Source organism: Pseudomonas onubensis (genome assembly GCF_965653655.1).
GTDB lineage: Bacteria > Pseudomonadota > Gammaproteobacteria > Pseudomonadales > Pseudomonadaceae > Aquipseudomonas.
In genome coordinates this window covers 1-15,487 of the sequence record NZ_CBFHAZ010000034.1, presented here as the reverse complement: position 1 = coordinate 15,487, position 15,487 = coordinate 1, and the positions used below count along the sequence as shown (strand labels likewise).

Sequence of the window (15,487 nt, the reverse complement as noted above, 5' to 3'; positions counted from 1 at the left end):
ACCTGTCTCAAAGGGTGGGTTTACTCACCCTCGTCAAAGTAGTTATTGATCAACTTGACCAGAGCGTCCATCGCTTCCTGCTCTTGTTCGCCTTCCGTCTTCAAGTGAATCCTGGTGCCCTTGCCCGCAGCCAGCATCATCATGGCCATGATGCTTTTGCCGTCGACCATCGACTCTGGTGTGCGCCCGGCGCGGATCTGGCAGGGGAACTGCCCGGCAACACCGACGAATTTAGCCGAGGCGCGGGCGTGCAGGCCCAGCTTGTTGATGATTTCAATTTCCAGAGCGGGCATCGCGGGGGTGTTCCTTTCAGCTAAGGTCGCGGTGGCGAACCTGGACGTTCTTGAGGGTTTGTTGCAGCACCTGGCCCAGGCGTTCGGTCAGGTAGACGGAGCGATGGTGGCCGCCGGTGCAGCCGATGGCAATGGTGACATAAGCCCGATTACTTGCGGCAAAGCGCGGTAACCATTTGAGCAGGTAGCTGGAGATATCCTGGAACATTTCCTCGACATCCGGTTGCGCAGCCAGGTACTCGACCACCGGCTGGTCCAAGCCAGACTGATCACGCAGTTCAGGTTTCCAGTAAGGGTTGGGCAGGCAGCGCACGTCGAACACCAGGTCGGCATCCACCGGCATCCCACGCTTGAACCCAAACGACTCAACCAGAAAGGCCGTGCCGGGTTCCGGCTGGTTCAGCAGGCGCAGCTTGATAGCATCGCGTAACTGATACAGGTTCAAGCCGGTGGTGTTGATCTTGAGGTCAGCGAGGTCAATGATCGGCCCCAGCAGCGTGGTCTCGTCCTCGATGGCTTCGGCCAGAGAGCGATGGGGGCTACTGAGGGGGTGACGTCGACGGGTTTCGGAGAAGCGCTTGAGCAGCGTCTCCTCGTCGGCATCCAGGTACAGCACATCGCAATGAATATGCTTGGCGCGCACTTCCTCAAGCAGCTGTGGGAAGCGCTCAAGATGGCTGGGCAGGTTGCGGGCGTCAATCGAGACGGCCACCAGTGGCTGCGCCAGTTCAGTGTGGATCAGGGCGCGTTCGGCCAATTCCGGCAGCAGGCCCGCCGGCAGGTTGTCGATGCAGTAGAAACCGTTGTCCTCAAGGACGTTGAGGGCGGTGCTTTTACCCGAGCCGGAGCGGCCGCTGACGATGATCAAACGCATGATTACTGCCCGCTTTGCTCATCGAGTACAACCTGATAAAGCGCCTCGTTGCTGCTGGCGCTGCGCAGTTTGTCGCGTACTTCCTTGCGGTCGAGCATGCTGGCTATCTGCCGAAGCAGTTCCAGGTGCGCATCGGTGGCGGCTTGCGGGACCAGCAGAACGAACAGCAGGTCAACCGGGGCGCCGTCGATGGCGTCGAAATCGATTTTCTCCTGCAGGTGCAATAGCGCACTGACGGGAGACGTGCAGCCTTCAAGGCGGCAGTGAGGAATGGCGATGCCGTTGCCAAAACCGGTGGAGCCCAGTTTTTCACGGTCAATCAGGGCCTTGAACACGACTTGCTCATCCAGCTCAGGCACTTCACGGCTGATCAGGTTGGCGATGTGTTCGAGGGCTTTTTTCTTACTGCCGCCCGGCGCGTTCACGAGGGAACGGCCGGGGGTCAGGATGGTTTCAAGTTGGATCATGGGGGAGAGTTAACGACCTGTACCTTGCATCAGGTGCAGATTCTTTTCCTTATGCTTTATGAGTTGGCGGTCCAGCTTGTCGTAGAGCGAGTCAATCGCCGCATACATGTCTTCATGCTCGGCATTGGCGACGAGCTTCGCATTCGGTACATGCAGGGTGGCCTCGATTTTCTGCTTGAGCTTATCGACCTCCATGATGACCTGCACGTTGGTGATCTTGTCAAAATGCCCCGCAAGCTTGTTCAGCTTACTCTCGGTGTACTCACGCAGGGGCTTGGTGACTTCCAGCTGGTGTCCACTGATGTTGACTTGCATACAGCTTCTCCTTCGTTGCCAGTGCATAAAGCGACAGGCAAAAGCGCCTGCCACTGGAACGCTATGGCCCGCCCGTCACATCAAACGCTTACGCTCGCTGGAAGGCGCGATCCCGAGGGACTCGCGGTACTTGGCGACGGTTCGACGGGCGACCTGAATGCCTTGTGCCTCCAGTAAACCAGCGATCTTACTGTCACTCAATGGCTTTTTCTGATTTTCCGCCGCAACCAGTTTTTTGATGATCGCGCGGATCGCCGTGGACGAGCATTCGCCGCCTTCGGAGGTGCTGACGTGGCTGGAGAAAAAGTATTTCAGTTCATAAATACCCCGTGGGGTATGCATGAATTTCTGTGTGGTCACGCGGGAAATCGTCGATTCATGCATGCCCACAGCCTCGGCAATGTCATGCAGAACCAGTGGTTTCATCGCCTCATCGCCATATTCCAGGAAGCCGCGCTGGTGCTCGACGATCTGGGTGGCCACTTTCATCAGGGTTTCGTTGCGGCTTTGCAGGCTCTTGATGAACCAGCGCGCTTCCTGCAATTGGTTACGCATGAAGGTGTTGTCGGCGCTGGTGTCGGCGCGGCGCACAAAGCCTGCGTATTGCGGGTTGACCCGCAGGCGTGGCACCGACTCCTGGTTCAACTCCACCAGCCAGCGCTCGTTATCTTTGCGCACGATCACGTCCGGAACGACATATTCGGCTTCGCTGGACTCGATCTGCGAGCCCGGACGCGGGTTGAGGCTCTGCACCAGCTCGATGACCTGGCGCAGGTCGTCTTCCTTGAGCTTCATGCGGCGCATCAACTGGCTGTAGTCGCGGCTGCCCAGCAGGTCGATGTAGTCGGTGACCAGGCGCTGGGCCTCGGCGAGCCAAGGGGTCTTGGCCGGCAGCTGGCGCAGTTGCAGCAACAGGCATTCGCTCAAGGTACGAGCGCCAATGCCGGCAGGCTCGAACTGTTGGATGCGATGCAGGACGGCTTCGATTTCGTCCAGCTCGATGTCCAGTTCCGGGTCGAAGGCTTCCAGAATTTCGTCGAGCGTCTCGTCCAGGTAGCCCTGATTGTTGATGCAGTCGATCAGGGTCACGGCGATCAGGCGATCGGTGTCGGACATCGGCGCCAGGTTCAGTTGCCACAGCAAATGGCTCTGCAGGCTCTCACCGGCGGACGTGCGGGTGGTGAAGTCCCACTCGTCATCGTCATTGCTGGGCAGGCTGCTGGCGCTGGTCTGGTAGACGTCTTCCCAGGCGGTGTCGACAGGAAGCTCGTTGGGGATGCGTTCGTTCCATTCGCCTTCCTCAAGGTTATCCACCGTAGGGGCGGTTTCCTGATAGGAGGGTTCCTGCACGTCGGCGTTGGGTTTTTGCTCGATGTTATCGGCCAGCGGGTCTGCATTATCGAAGTCGTCGCCTTCTTCCTGGCGTTCGAGCATCGGATTGGACTCCAGGGCCTCCTGGATTTCCTGTTGCAGGTCCAGGGTCGACAATTGGAGCAGGCGGATGGCCTGTTGCAGCTGCGGTGTCATCGTCAGCTGCTGGCCCATTCTCAGGACTAGCGATGGTTTCATGGCAGGGGCTTAACACCTTATTCGCCGGCGCAATGCGCCATCCACGACAGGGCGCGTGAGCGCCAAACATAAGCAAATTATATGCCTGATATCAGGGGCTTTGCCTAGAGCGCGGTAACAATAAAAAAACTGAGGTTTTTATTGACTTGCGCGCGCCCCGGGCAATGGCCTGATACCACCGTGTTTACAGGCGGAACTCGTGACCCAGGTACACTTCCTTCACCAGTTCATTGGCCAGGATAGTTGCGGAGTCACCTTCTGCAATCAGTTGTCCATCATTGACGATATAGGCGGTCTCGCAGATATCGAGGGTCTCACGCACGTTGTGGTCGGTGATCAGTACACCGATACCCTTGGCCTTGAGGTGATGGATGATCTGCTTGATATCGCCGACCGAGATCGGGTCGACACCGGCAAAAGGTTCGTCCAGCAGGATGAACTTCGGCGCGGTGGCCAGGGCGCGGGCGATTTCCACACGGCGACGCTCACCACCGGACAAGCTCATGCCGAGGTTGTCGCGAATGTGGTTGATATGGAACTCCTGCAGCAGGCTTTCCAGCTCTTTGCGACGGCCGTCACGGTCGAGTTCCTTGCGGGTCTCGAGGATCGCCATGATGTTGTCCGACACCGACAGTTTGCGGAAGATCGACGCTTCCTGGGGAAGATAGCCGATACCTGCGCGTGCACGACCGTGCATCGGCTGGTGGCTTACGTCCAGGTCGTCAATCAATACACGGCCCTGATCCGCCTGGACCAGGCCAACAATCATATAGAAGCAGGTGGTCTTGCCGGCGCCGTTGGGGCCGAGCAAGCCGACGATCTGGCCGCTGTCGATCGACAGGCTGACGTCGCGTACGACCTGACGGCTTTTATAAGCTTTGGCCAGATGCTGGGCTTTCAGGGTTGCCATTAGTTCGTCTTCTTCGCAGCGGGTTTCGGCGCAGGGGCGGCAGCGTCTTTCTGCTTCGGCTGGATAACCATGTCGATGCGCGGCTTCGGCGTGCCGATTTTTGTACCATTGGCGCGACCGGCGGTAGCGATCTGCTTGACGGTGTCGTAGGTGATTTTTTCACCTTCGGTGGTGTTGCCGTCGGTGCTGACAACCCGTGCCTGGTCAATCAGGATAATGCGGTTCTGCTGGGCGTGATACTGGATGGTCCTGCCGTAGCCTTTCATCGGTGCTGGGTCAGCAGCCGCCTGCTTCTGTTCGAAGTAAGCCAGGTTGCCCACCGAAGTCACCACGTCGATGTCGCCAGCCGCGGTGCGAGTCAGGGTTACCGTGTTGCCGGTAATCTTCATCGAGCCCTGGGTGATGATCACGCCGCCGGTGTAGGTCGCGACGCCTTGTTTGTCATCCAGCTGCGCATCGTCAGCCGAAATATGGATCGGTTGCTGGCTATCGTTCGGCAGAGCCCAGGCGCTCACGCTTCCCAGTGCTGCGCCCAGACCGAGCAAAATAGGGAGGGTTTTAACGAGCCTCATACTGTCCTCTTACGTTCGATAGCAGGTGTATCCTGCTTTCTTTCAAATACGCTTTCATTCCCTTGCCAGTCGATACACCGCCAGCGCCGTCAATTCTAACGTCTTGCTCGGTCTGCGCATATTGCTGTTGTGGGAAAACGGTCATGCGACTGCTGGTGATGATGGTGTCACGCTTCTGTTCATCGGTGCGCGCGACGCGTACCGAGTCGATCAATTCAACCTGGGTGCCGTCTGCGTTGACCTCGCCACGTTTGCTGGTGACGTGCCACGGAAAGTCGGTGCCACGGAACAGGTTCAGGTCCGGGTTGGTCAGCAGGCTGACGTCGGAGGCTTTGACGTGTTCCACCTTGTCGGAGGTCATCTCGTATTGGACCTTGCCGTCAGGCATGAACTGCACCGTATAGGCATTGGTGGCGAAATTGTCGATCAGGCCCTCGTCAACCTGTGCTACAGGCTTGTCGAGAAAGCGCTCCGGGCTGATATTCCAGTAGCCCACCGCCAGGAACAGCGCGGCGATGACCCCGAATAACAGGAAGTTGCGAATCTTTTTGCTCAGCATAAAACGCTCTATAAGTAGGCGGCGTGGGCCGCTTCAAGACTGCCCTGGGCACGCAGGATCAATTCGCAGAACTCGCGGGCGGCACCTTCGCCGCCACGTGCGGCAGTGATGCCATGGGCGTGTTCACGAACAAATGCCGCCGCATTGGCGACGGCCATGCCCAGGCCGACTCGGCGAATGACCGGCAGGTCAGGCAGATCATCACCCAGGTACGCAACTTGCTCATAGCTTAGGTTGAGTTGGCCAAGAAGCTCGTCCAGAACCACCAGTTTATCCTCACGGCCTTGATACAGGTAAGGAATCCCCAGGTTTTGTGCGCGGCGTTCCACAACCGGTGTCTTTCGACCACTGATAATCGCCGTTTGCACACCAGCGGCCATCAACATTTTGATGCCCTGGCCGTCGAGGGTGTTGAAAGTCTTGAATTCGCTGCCATCTTCGAGGAAGTACAGACGGCCATCGGTCAGCACGCCGTCGACGTCAAAAATCGCCAGTTTGATGTTTTTACCGCGTTGCAGCAGGTCGCCGGTCATTTACATCACTCCCGCACGCAGCAAGTCGTGCATGTTCAGGGCGCCGATCGGGCGGTCGTCATTATTGACCACCACCAGCGCGCCAATCTTATGGTCTTCCATGATCTTCAGCGCTTCGGCTGCAAGCATCTCGGGGCGGGCGGTCTTGCCGTGGGGCGTCATCACCGCATCGATAGTCGCAGTGTGGATATCGATGGTGCGGTCCAGGGTGCGGCGCAGGTCGCCGTCGGTGAAGACTCCGGCCAGACGCCCGTCGGCTTCCAGGATCACGGTCATGCCCAGGCCCTTGCGGGTCATTTCCATCAGTGCGTCTTTGAGCAAGGTGCCGCGTTGCACGTGGGGCAGTTCATCGCCCGAGTGCATGACGTTTTCCACTTTGAGCAGCAGGCGACGACCCAGCGCACCGCCCGGGTGCGAAAACGCGAAATCTTCAGCGGTAAAACCACGGGCTTCCAGCAACGCCACGGCCAGGGCGTCGCCCATGACCAGGGCGGCGGTGGTGGAGGAGGTCGGTGCCAGGTTCAGCGGGCAGGCTTCGTGGGCCACATGCACGTTCAAATTGACTTCGGCAGCCTTGGCCAGCGTGGATTCGGGGTTGCCGGTAAGGCTGATCATCTTGATGCCCAGGCGCTTGATCAAGGGCAGCAAGGTCACGATTTCGTTGGTGGTGCCGGAGTTCGACAGTGCCAGGATAATGTCATCCTTGGTGATCATGCCCATGTCGCCGTGGCTGGCTTCGGCCGGGTGCACGAAAAACGCCGTGGTCCCGGTGCTGGCCAGGGTGGCGGCGATCTTGTTGCCAACGTGGCCGGATTTGCCCATGCCGACCACCACAACGCGGCCCGTGCTGGCCAGAATCATCTCGCAGGCGCGCACGAAATCTGCGTCGATATGGGCCAGTAAACCTTCTACGGCTTCAAGCTCGAGGCGGATGGTGCGTTGTGCGGATTGAATAAGGTCGCTGGATTGGCTCATGTCTGAAATCGTATAGCCTGACGAAAAGTCGGCGATTATAGCGGTAATGATCAAAACCCTCACGCTAGTTATTCAGCAGGTGCCTGGGATTGATGCTCAGTCAGGTGTTTTCCCTGTCCCGAATCTGAACAAGGGCTGTTCCGGCCTTGGGGGCTCTGTACCAGCAGTGATATAGTTCGCCGCCAGTTCGGTCGGCCCAACCCATGCCGCTAACTTTTGTGCATCTGTTGCAAACGAAAGTCGCAAGCATGGTGTCTGAGTGAAAGGCTGCATCCCAAGGAGATTAGATGAGTGCCGATAACGCCTACGCGGTCGAGCTGAAGGGTCTTACCTTCAAGCGCGGTTCGCGCAGCATCTTCAATAACGTCGATATTCGCATTCCCCGCGGCAAAGTCACGGGCATCATGGGGCCTTCCGGTTGCGGCAAGACCACTCTGTTGCGCCTGATGGGCATGCAATTGCGGCCCAGCGCCGGTGAAGTGTGGGTCAACGGCCAGAACCTGCCGACGCTGTCGCGCAGCGATCTGTTCGATGCGCGCAAGCATATGGGCGTGTTGTTCCAGAGCGGTGCCCTGTTCACCGACCTCGACGTTTTCGAAAACGTAGCGTTTCCGCTGCGGGTGCATACCCAGCTGTCCGATGAAATGATTCGTGACATTGTGCTGCTCAAGCTGCAAGCCGTGGGCCTGCGCGGTGCCATCGACCTGATGCCCGACGAGTTGTCCGGCGGCATGAAGCGTCGTGTTGCGCTGGCGCGGGCCATTGCCCTTGATCCGCAGATCCTCATGTATGACGAGCCGTTCGTAGGCCAGGACCCGATCGCCATGGGCGTGCTGGTGCGCCTGATCCGCCTGCTCAACGATGCACTGGGGATCACCAGCATCGTGGTCTCCCACGATCTGGCCGAAACCGCGAGCATTGCTGACTACCTTTATGTGGTCGGCGATGGCCAGGTGCTGGGGCAGGGTACGCCTGAAGAACTGATGAACGCTGATAACCCGCGCATTCGCCAATTCATGACCGGCGATCCCGATGGCCCGGTGCCTTTTCATTTTCCGGCAGCGGACTACCGCTCAGATCTTCTGGGGAAGCGCTGATGCGCAAGACATCTTTACTCGAGAAGGTTCGCCTTTTCGGCCGCTCCGGCATCGACTTGGTCGAGGTCCTGGGGCGTTCGACGATTTTCCTGTTTCACGCGCTGCTCGGGCGTGGCGGCATTGGCGGCGGCTTTGGTCTGTTGTTGAGGCAGCTGCATTCGGTGGGCGTGATGTCCCTGGTCATCATCGTGGTGTCCGGGATATTCATCGGCATGGTGCTGGCGTTGCAGGGCTTCAATATCCTCTCCAGCTACGGTTCGGAGCAGGCGGTAGGGCAGATGGTTGCCCTGACGCTGCTGCGTGAACTGGGGCCGGTGGTCACCGCCTTGCTGTTCGCCGGGCGCGCGGGTTCTGCATTGACCGCCGAAATCGGCAACATGAAGTCCACCGAGCAGTTGTCCAGCCTGGAAATGATCGGCGTGGACCCGCTCAAATATATTGTTGCCCCGCGCCTGTGGGCCGGCTTCATATCCCTGCCGCTGCTGGCGATGATTTTCAGCGTGGTGGGCATCTGGGGTGGTTCGTGGGTGGCGGTTGACTGGTTGGGCGTCTATGACGGCTCGTACTGGGGCAACATGCAAAACAGCGTGACCTTCAGTGGCGACGTGCTCAATGGCATCATCAAAAGCATCGTTTTCGCCTTTGTAGTGACCTGGATCGCCGTATTCCAAGGCTATGACTGTGAGCCCACTTCAGAAGGGATCAGTCGCGCCACCACCAAGACCGTTGTGTACGCCTCGCTGGCGGTACTGGGCCTTGACTTCATTTTGACCGCCTTGATGTTTGGAGATTTCTGATGCAAAACCGCACTGTGGAAATCGGTGTCGGCCTTTTCTTGCTGGCTGGCATCCTGGCTTTACTGTTGCTGGCCCTGCGGGTCAGTGGCCTTTCGGCCAGCCCCACCGCCGATACTTATAAACTTTACGCGTACTTCGACAATATCGCCGGTTTGACGGTCAGAGCTAAAGTGACCATGGCCGGTGTAACCATCGGCAAGGTCACGGCAATCGATCTGGATCGCGACAGCTTCACTGGTCGGGTGACCATGCAAGTCGACAAGAAGGTAGATAATCTGCCGACTGACTCCACTGCATCTATCCTCACTGCTGGGCTGCTGGGCGAGAAGTACATCGGCGTCAGCGTGGGTGGGGAAACAGCCCTGCTCAAGGATGGTTCGACAATCCACGACACACAGTCGTCGTTGGTGCTTGAAGACTTGATCGGTAAATTCCTGCTCAATACGGTCAATAAAGACGCCAAATGAGGAACCTGTTCATGATCTCTACCTTGCGACGTGGCCTGCTGGTGCTGCTGGCAGCGCTGCCGTTGATGGCCAACGCGGCGGGTTCTGCGCACGATCTGGTGCAGGACACGACCAACAAGATGCTGGCTGACCTGACTGCCAACAAAGAGCAGTACAAGCAAGACCCCACCAGGTTCTACGAAGCGCTCAACACCATTGTGGGTCCTGTGGTCGATGCCGAGGGCATTTCCCGCAGCATCATGACGGTCAAGTATTCGCGCAAGGCCACGCCTGCGCAGATGCAGACCTTCCAGGAAAACTTCAAGAAGGGCCTGTTCCAGTTCTATGGCAATGCCCTGCTTGAGTACAACAACCAAGGCATTACCGTTGCTCCTGCCGGGGATGAGTCGGGTGACCGCACCAGCGTCAACATGACCGTCAAAGGCAACAACGGCGCGGTTTACCCGGTTCAGTACACGCTGGAGAAGGTCAACGGCGAGTGGAAACTGCGCAATGTGATCATCAACGGCATCAACATCGGCAAGCTGTTCCGCGATCAGTTCGCTGATGCGATGCAGCGCAATGGCAATAACCTGGACAAAACCATCAATGGTTGGGCCGGTGAAGTCGCCAAGGCCAAGGAAACCTCCGATAAAGAAGCTGGGAAGTCCGCGCAATGACCGAATCGGCTGTTCGTCTCGGCGACGCCGGCGAGTTGTTCCTCAGCGGCGTGCTGGATTACCGCACCGGGCCTGAGCTGCGCAAGCAGGGCCAGGCGCTGATCAACAGCAGCAACGCGCCTGCGCTGGTGCTCGATTGCTCGGCGGTTACCAAATCCAGCAGTGTTGGTCTTTCGTTGTTGCTGTGCTTCATGCGTGATGCGCAAGCGGTCAAAAAGCCGGTCAGCATCCGCGCACTGCCCGAAGACATGCGTGAAATCGCTGAGGTTTCCGGTATTACCGAGCTGTTGGCGCATCCTTAATACACATTATTAAAGAAGCCCCCCGTCAGAGTCCTGCTATGCGGGGTTCGCAGGCGCGGGGCTTTTTTGTATGATGTGCGACCCGTGCGCACTGGGCGCCGATAGAGGTTGAGCATGCAGGCCCTAGAAGTTAAAAGCTTCCTTGAAGGAAAGCTGCCGGAAACGATCGTAGAAGTTGAAGGCGAAGGCTGCAATTTCCAGCTGAACGTGATTAGCGATGAACTGGCAAAATTAAGCCCGGTCAAGCGTCAACAGCAGATCTATGCCCATTTGAACCCGTGGATCACCGATGGCAGCATCCACGCGGTTACTATGAAATTTTTCAGCCGCGCGGCCTGGGCCGAGCGTACCTGAGCCCCCAAGGCGTCGAGATTCTTATGGATAAATTGATTATTACCGGTGGTGCCCGCCTCGATGGCGAGATCCGCATTTCCGGTGCAAAAAACTCCGCCTTGCCGATCCTGGCAGCGACCCTGCTGTGTGATGGCCCGGTAACCGTGGCCAACTTGCCGCACCTGCACGACATCACCACCATGATCGAGCTGTTCGGTCGCATGGGCATCGAGCCGGTGATCGACGAGAAGTTGTCTGTCGAAATCGACCCGCGCACCATCAAGACCCTGATCGCTCCGTACGAACTGGTGAAAACCATGCGTGCCTCGATCCTGGTGCTGGGCCCGATGGTTGCCCGTTTCGGCGAAGCTGAAGTAGCACTGCCTGGCGGTTGCGCCATTGGCTCGCGGCCTGTCGACCTGCACATTCGTGGCCTTGAAGCCATGGGCGCGGTCATCGATGTCGAAGGCGGCTACATCAAGGCCAAGGCGCCGGAAGGCGGTTTGCGCGGTGCCAACTTCTTCTTTGATACCGTCAGCGTTACCGGTACCGAGAACATCATGATGGCTGCCGCCCTGGCGAACGGTCGCAGCGTGCTGCAAAACGCTGCGCGCGAGCCTGAAGTGGTCGACCTGGCCAACTTCCTGATCGCCATGGGTGCCAACATCACCGGCGCCGGCACTGACACCATCACTATCGACGGTGTGAAGCGTCTGCACTCGGCCACCTACAAAGTGATGCCGGACCGCATCGAGACCGGCACCTACCTGGTTGCCGCCGCCGTTACCGGTGGCCGCGTCAAGGTCAAGGACACCGATCCGACCATCCTGGAAGCCGTGCTGGAAAAACTCAAGGAAGCCGGTGCTGAAATCACTACCGGTGAGGACTGGATCGAGCTGAACATGCACGGCAAGCGGCCAAAAGCCGTAAACGTGCGTACGGCTCCTTATCCGGCGTTCCCGACCGACATGCAGGCGCAGTTCATTTCCTTGAACGCGATTGCCGAAGGCACAGGCGCCGTGATCGAGACCATCTTCGAAAACCGCTTCATGCACGTGTATGAACTGCACCGCATGGGCGCCAAGATCCAGGTCGAAGGCAACACTGCCATCGTTACCGGTATCGACAAGCTCAAGGGCGCGCCAGTCATGGCAACCGACCTGCGTGCCTCGGCCAGCCTGGTGATTTCGGCGTTGTGCGCAGACGGCGACACCCTGATCGACCGCATCTACCACATCGACCGTGGTTACGAGTGCATCGAAGAAAAGCTGCAGATGCTCGGCGCTAAAATCCGCCGCGTACCGGGCTAGTAACACCGTCACCCGTGGCGAGGGAGCTTGCTCCCGCTGGACTGCGCAGCAGTCCCGCTCTTGGGGGGCCGCTTCGCGACCCAACGGGAGCAAGCTCCCTCGCCACAGGTCTGTGTTTGCTGTTAGCTGAATTTGTTTCAAATCGAGGCTGTAATGGCCTCGATCTGTGTCTGGCGCCGCTTGCGACCGGACAGCAATAGCCTGATGAAGGACTGACGTTTCCCATGTTGACCATCGCACTGTCCAAGGGCCGCATCCTTGACGACACTTTGCCGCTTCTGGCTGAAGCGGGCATCGTGCCAACCGAGAATCCGGACAAGAGCCGCAAGCTGATCATCCCCACGACCCAGGACGATGTGCGCCTGTTGATCGTGCGGGCTACCGACGTGCCAACCTACGTTGAACATGGCGCCGCCGACCTCGGTGTTGCCGGTAAAGACGTGCTGATGGAATACGGTGGCCAGGGCCTGTACGAGCCGTTGGACCTGCGTATTGCCCTGTGCAAGCTGATGACCGCCGGCCGTGTCGGTGACGTCGAGCCTAAAGGCCGCCTGCGCGTGGCCACCAAGTTCGTCAACGTCGCCAAACGCTACTACGCCGAGCAAGGCCGTCAGGTCGACATCATCAAGCTCTACGGCTCGATGGAGCTGGCGCCGCTGATCGGCCTGGCCGACAAAATCATCGACGTGGTCGACACCGGCAACACCCTGCGTGCCAACGGTCTCGAGCCCCAGGATTTCATTGCCGACATCAGCTCTCGCCTGATCGTCAACAAGGCTTCGATGAAGATGCAACACGCCCGTATCCAGGCGTTGATCGACACCTTGCGCAAGGCAGTGGAGTCTCGACACCGCGGTTGACTCACCCGCGTAGCTGAAAAGCTACGCCCGTCTATCCGCCTCATAGCCAGAATTCTCAGGTGCCCAAGCGGATCGACTGCTAACTTTCGGCGCTTGAGTATTTTTGCCATTCCTATGAGGCCCTCGCTATGACCACGTCCACTGCAATTGCCCGACTCAACGCTGCCGACCCGGATTTCGCCCATCATCTGGATCATCTGCTGAGCTGGGAAAGCGTGTCCGACGACTCGGTCAACCAGCGAGTGCTCGACATCATCAAGGCCGTGCGCGAGCGCGGTGATGCGGCGCTGGTGGACTTCACCCGCCAGTTCGATGGCCTGGACGTGAAGTCCATGGCGGATCTGATCCTGCCGCGTGAACGCCTGGAACTGGCCCTGACGCGTATCACCGCGCCTCAGCGTGAAGCCCTGGAAATTGCGGCGGCACGTGTACGCAGCTACCACGAAAAACAGAAACAGGATTCCTGGAGCTACACCGAAGCCGATGGCACCGTGCTGGGCCAAAAGGTCACGCCGCTGGACCGCGCCGGCCTGTACGTGCCGGGTGGTAAAGCGTCTTATCCGTCATCGGTGCTGATGAACGCCATCCCGGCCAAAGTGGCGGGCGTGACCGAAGTGGTCATGGTGGTGCCGACGCCACGTGGTGAAATCAACGAGCTGGTGCTGGCCGCTGCCTGCATCGCCGGTGTTGACCGCGTGTTCACCATTGGTGGCGCGCAAGCCGTTGCGGCCTTGGCCTACGGCACCGAAAGCGTGCCGAAGGTCGACAAGGTGGTTGGCCCTGGCAACATCTATGTCGCCACCGCCAAGCGCCACGTGTTTGGCCAGGTCGGCATCGACATGATCGCCGGCCCTTCGGAAATCCTCGTGGTGTGTGATGGCCAGACCGACCCGGACTGGATCGCCATGGACCTGTTCTCCCAGGCCGAACACGACGAGGACGCCCAGGCAATTTTGGTCAGCCCCGACGCCCAGTTCCTCGACAAGGTTGCAGCCAGCATCAACAAGCTGCTGCCGACCATGGAACGCGCCGAGATCATCGAGAAGTCGATCAATGGCCGTGGTGCATTGATTCTGGTGCGCGACATGGAGCAAGCCATCGAAGTGGCCAACCGCATTGCGCCGGAGCACTTGGAATTGTCCGTAGCCGATCCACAAGCGTGGCTGCCGTCGATCCGCCACGCCGGTGCGATCTTCATGGGGCGTCACACCAGCGAAGCCCTGGGCGACTACTGCGCGGGCCCCAACCACGTGCTGCCGACGTCCGGCACCGCGCGTTTCTCGTCGCCGCTGGGGGTGTATGACTTCCAGAAGCGTTCGTCGATTATCTTCTGCTCGCCACAAGGCGCCTCCGAACTGGGCAAGACTGCCTCGGTGCTGGCTCGTGGTGAATCGCTGAGTGCCCACGCACGCAGCGCCGAATATCGCATCCTTGAAGAGGGGAAATAAGGCATGAGCAAATTCTGGAGCCCCTTCGTCAAGGACCTCGTGCCTTACGTACCTGGTGAACAACCGAAGCTGACCAAACTGGTCAAGCTCAACACCAATGAAAACCCCTACGGGCCTTCGCCCAAGGCGCTGGCGGCGATGCAGGCCGAGTTGAACGACAACCTGCGTTTGTACCCGGACCCCAACAGCGACCTGCTCAAGCAGGCGGTGGCCAAGTATTACGCGATTGATGCCAGCAAGGTGTTCCTCGGCAACGGTTCCGACGAAGTGCTGGCGCACATCTTCCACGGCCTGTTCCAGCACGACTTGCCGCTGCTGTTCCCGGACATCAGCTACAGCTTCTACCCGGTGTACTGCGGCCTGTATGGCATCAAGTCCGCCCCGGTGCCATTGGACGAGCAATTCCAGATTCACGTAGCCGACTACGCCAAGCCCAATGGCGGGATCATCTTCCCCAACCCGAACGCACCGACCGGCTGCGTACTGGCACTGGACGCGGTGGAGCAGATCCTCAAGGGCAGCCCGGATTCAGTGGTGGTGGTGGATGAGGCCTATATCGACTTCGGCGGCGAAACCGCCATCAGCCTGGTGGATCGTTACCCGAACCTGCTGGTGACCCAGACCCTGTCCAAATCGCGCTCACTGGCCGGTTTGCGCGTGGGCCTGGCCGTGGGCCACCCGGACCTGATCGAGGCGCTGGAGCGGGTCAAGAACAGCTTCAACTCCTACCCGTTGGACCGTCTGGCGATTGTCGGGGCGGCGGCGGCTTTTGAGGACCGTGAGCATTTCGAGAAGACTTGCCTGTGGGTGATCGACAGCCGCAACACGGTGGTTGCGCAGTTGGAGGGCAAGGGCTTTGAAGTGTTGCCGTCAGCAGCCAACTTCATCTTCGCGCGTCACCCACGGCACGACGCTGCCGGTTTGGCCGCAAAGCTGCGTGAGCAAGGGGTGATTGTGCGGCACTTCAAGCAGGAGCGGATTGCCCAGTTCCTGCGGATCAGTATCGGTACGCCAGAGCAGAACCAGGCGCTGATCGATGGCCTCGGTGAGCTCTAAGCCACACTGAAGATCAAAAATGTGGGAGCGGGCTTGCTCGCGAATGCGGTGTATCAGTCACATGTTTATCGACTGACACTCCGCATTCGCG

The 15,487-nt window shown here is 58.9% G+C and carries 20 protein-coding genes; 10 read left to right on the top strand and 10 right to left on the bottom strand.

The window, feature by feature from the left end; all coding sequences use genetic code 11:
- Nucleotides 1-20 precede the first annotated feature (20 nt).
- The 10 genes from ACTD9P_RS13755 to ACTD9P_RS13710 form a co-directional block, all read right to left on the bottom strand.
- Entirely contained in the window at nucleotides 21-293 is a 273-nt protein-coding gene (locus tag ACTD9P_RS13755; protein ID WP_060754944.1) for an HPr family phosphocarrier protein, read from the bottom strand.
- 16 nt (nucleotides 294-309) lie between these two features.
- A complete protein-coding gene (gene rapZ / locus ACTD9P_RS13750; protein ID WP_065930279.1) occupies nucleotides 310-1,167 on the bottom strand; it encodes an RNase adapter RapZ in 858 nt (285 codons plus the stop codon).
- A gap of 2 nt (nucleotides 1,168-1,169) precedes the next feature.
- Nucleotides 1,170-1,634, bottom strand: a complete 465-nt coding sequence (gene ptsN, locus ACTD9P_RS13745) for a PTS IIA-like nitrogen regulatory protein PtsN (protein ID WP_056859025.1) — start codon at nucleotides 1,632-1,634, stop codon at nucleotides 1,170-1,172.
- A 9-nt stretch (nucleotides 1,635-1,643) separates the two neighbouring features.
- The gene (gene hpf, locus ACTD9P_RS13740) at nucleotides 1,644-1,949 is read right to left on the bottom strand and encodes a ribosome hibernation-promoting factor, HPF/YfiA family (protein ID WP_003171804.1); all 306 of its coding nucleotides are present in this window, start codon (nucleotides 1,947-1,949) and stop codon (nucleotides 1,644-1,646) included.
- Between the two features lie 75 nt (nucleotides 1,950-2,024).
- Nucleotides 2,025-3,518, bottom strand: a complete 1,494-nt coding sequence (locus ACTD9P_RS13735; RefSeq protein WP_138816831.1) for an RNA polymerase factor sigma-54 — start codon at nucleotides 3,516-3,518, stop codon at nucleotides 2,025-2,027.
- A 184-nt stretch (nucleotides 3,519-3,702) separates the two neighbouring features.
- The gene (gene lptB, locus ACTD9P_RS13730; RefSeq protein WP_016974288.1) at nucleotides 3,703-4,428 is read right to left on the bottom strand and encodes an LPS export ABC transporter ATP-binding protein; all 726 of its coding nucleotides are present in this window, start codon (nucleotides 4,426-4,428) and stop codon (nucleotides 3,703-3,705) included.
- The gene (gene lptA, locus ACTD9P_RS13725; protein WP_138816830.1) at nucleotides 4,428-5,000 is read right to left on the bottom strand and encodes a lipopolysaccharide transport periplasmic protein LptA; all 573 of its coding nucleotides are present in this window, start codon (nucleotides 4,998-5,000) and stop codon (nucleotides 4,428-4,430) included. Before lptA ends, lptB begins: the two co-directional genes overlap by 1 nt.
- Nucleotides 4,987-5,559, bottom strand: a complete 573-nt coding sequence (lptC, locus tag ACTD9P_RS13720) for an LPS export ABC transporter periplasmic protein LptC (protein ID WP_056859022.1) — start codon at nucleotides 5,557-5,559, stop codon at nucleotides 4,987-4,989. The genes lptA and lptC overlap by 14 nt, the downstream gene beginning before the upstream one ends.
- 8 nt (nucleotides 5,560-5,567) lie before the next feature.
- Nucleotides 5,568-6,092, bottom strand: coding sequence for a KdsC family phosphatase (locus ACTD9P_RS13715; RefSeq protein WP_438868106.1), 525 nt, complete (start codon nucleotides 6,090-6,092; stop codon nucleotides 5,568-5,570).
- Nucleotides 6,093-7,067, bottom strand: coding sequence for a KpsF/GutQ family sugar-phosphate isomerase (locus tag ACTD9P_RS13710; protein WP_285683404.1), 975 nt, complete (start codon nucleotides 7,065-7,067; stop codon nucleotides 6,093-6,095).
- Between the two features lie 287 nt (nucleotides 7,068-7,354).
- On the opposite strand from ACTD9P_RS13710, the gene ACTD9P_RS13705 reads away from it, so the two are divergent.
- From ACTD9P_RS13705 to hisC, 10 genes are all read left to right on the top strand, one after another.
- Complete coding sequence (locus ACTD9P_RS13705; RefSeq protein WP_005784851.1) at nucleotides 7,355-8,164, top strand: ATP-binding cassette domain-containing protein; 810 nt, start codon at nucleotides 7,355-7,357, stop codon at nucleotides 8,162-8,164.
- Nucleotides 8,164-8,961, top strand: coding sequence for a lipid asymmetry maintenance ABC transporter permease subunit MlaE (gene mlaE / locus ACTD9P_RS13700; RefSeq protein ID WP_017138231.1), 798 nt, complete (start codon nucleotides 8,164-8,166; stop codon nucleotides 8,959-8,961). The genes ACTD9P_RS13705 and mlaE overlap by 1 nt, the downstream gene beginning before the upstream one ends.
- Nucleotides 8,961-9,428 carry an outer membrane lipid asymmetry maintenance protein MlaD gene (gene mlaD / locus ACTD9P_RS13695; protein ID WP_005784855.1) on the top strand — a complete coding sequence of 156 codons (468 nt, stop codon included), beginning with the start codon at nucleotides 8,961-8,963 and terminating at the stop codon, nucleotides 9,426-9,428. The genes mlaE and mlaD overlap by 1 nt, the downstream gene beginning before the upstream one ends.
- A gap of 11 nt (nucleotides 9,429-9,439) precedes the next feature.
- Complete coding sequence (locus tag ACTD9P_RS13690; RefSeq protein WP_438868105.1) at nucleotides 9,440-10,087, top strand: MlaC/ttg2D family ABC transporter substrate-binding protein; 648 nt, start codon at nucleotides 9,440-9,442, stop codon at nucleotides 10,085-10,087.
- Entirely contained in the window at nucleotides 10,084-10,389 is a 306-nt protein-coding gene (locus ACTD9P_RS13685) for an STAS domain-containing protein (RefSeq protein ID WP_438868104.1), read from the top strand. Before ACTD9P_RS13690 ends, ACTD9P_RS13685 begins: the two co-directional genes overlap by 4 nt.
- A gap of 114 nt (nucleotides 10,390-10,503) precedes the next feature.
- Nucleotides 10,504-10,743, top strand: a complete 240-nt coding sequence (locus tag ACTD9P_RS13680; protein WP_017138228.1) for a BolA family protein — start codon at nucleotides 10,504-10,506, stop codon at nucleotides 10,741-10,743.
- A gap of 23 nt (nucleotides 10,744-10,766) precedes the next feature.
- On the top strand, nucleotides 10,767-12,032 hold the full coding sequence (gene murA, locus ACTD9P_RS13675; RefSeq protein ID WP_017138227.1) for a UDP-N-acetylglucosamine 1-carboxyvinyltransferase: 1,266 nt from the start codon (nucleotides 10,767-10,769) through the stop codon (nucleotides 12,030-12,032).
- A 224-nt stretch (nucleotides 12,033-12,256) separates the two neighbouring features.
- Nucleotides 12,257-12,892 (top strand): ATP phosphoribosyltransferase, encoded by a 636-nt coding sequence (gene hisG / locus ACTD9P_RS13670; protein ID WP_003188599.1) that lies wholly within the window; start codon nucleotides 12,257-12,259, stop codon nucleotides 12,890-12,892.
- Between the two features lie 128 nt (nucleotides 12,893-13,020).
- Nucleotides 13,021-14,340 carry a histidinol dehydrogenase gene (hisD, locus tag ACTD9P_RS13665; RefSeq protein ID WP_438868102.1) on the top strand — a complete coding sequence of 440 codons (1,320 nt, stop codon included), beginning with the start codon at nucleotides 13,021-13,023 and terminating at the stop codon, nucleotides 14,338-14,340.
- A gap of 3 nt (nucleotides 14,341-14,343) precedes the next feature.
- Nucleotides 14,344-15,396: a histidinol-phosphate transaminase gene (gene hisC / locus ACTD9P_RS13660; RefSeq protein ID WP_438868101.1), complete on the top strand. Its 1,053-nt coding sequence runs from the start codon at nucleotides 14,344-14,346 to the stop codon at nucleotides 15,394-15,396.
- Nucleotides 15,397-15,487: the final 91 nt, after the last annotated feature.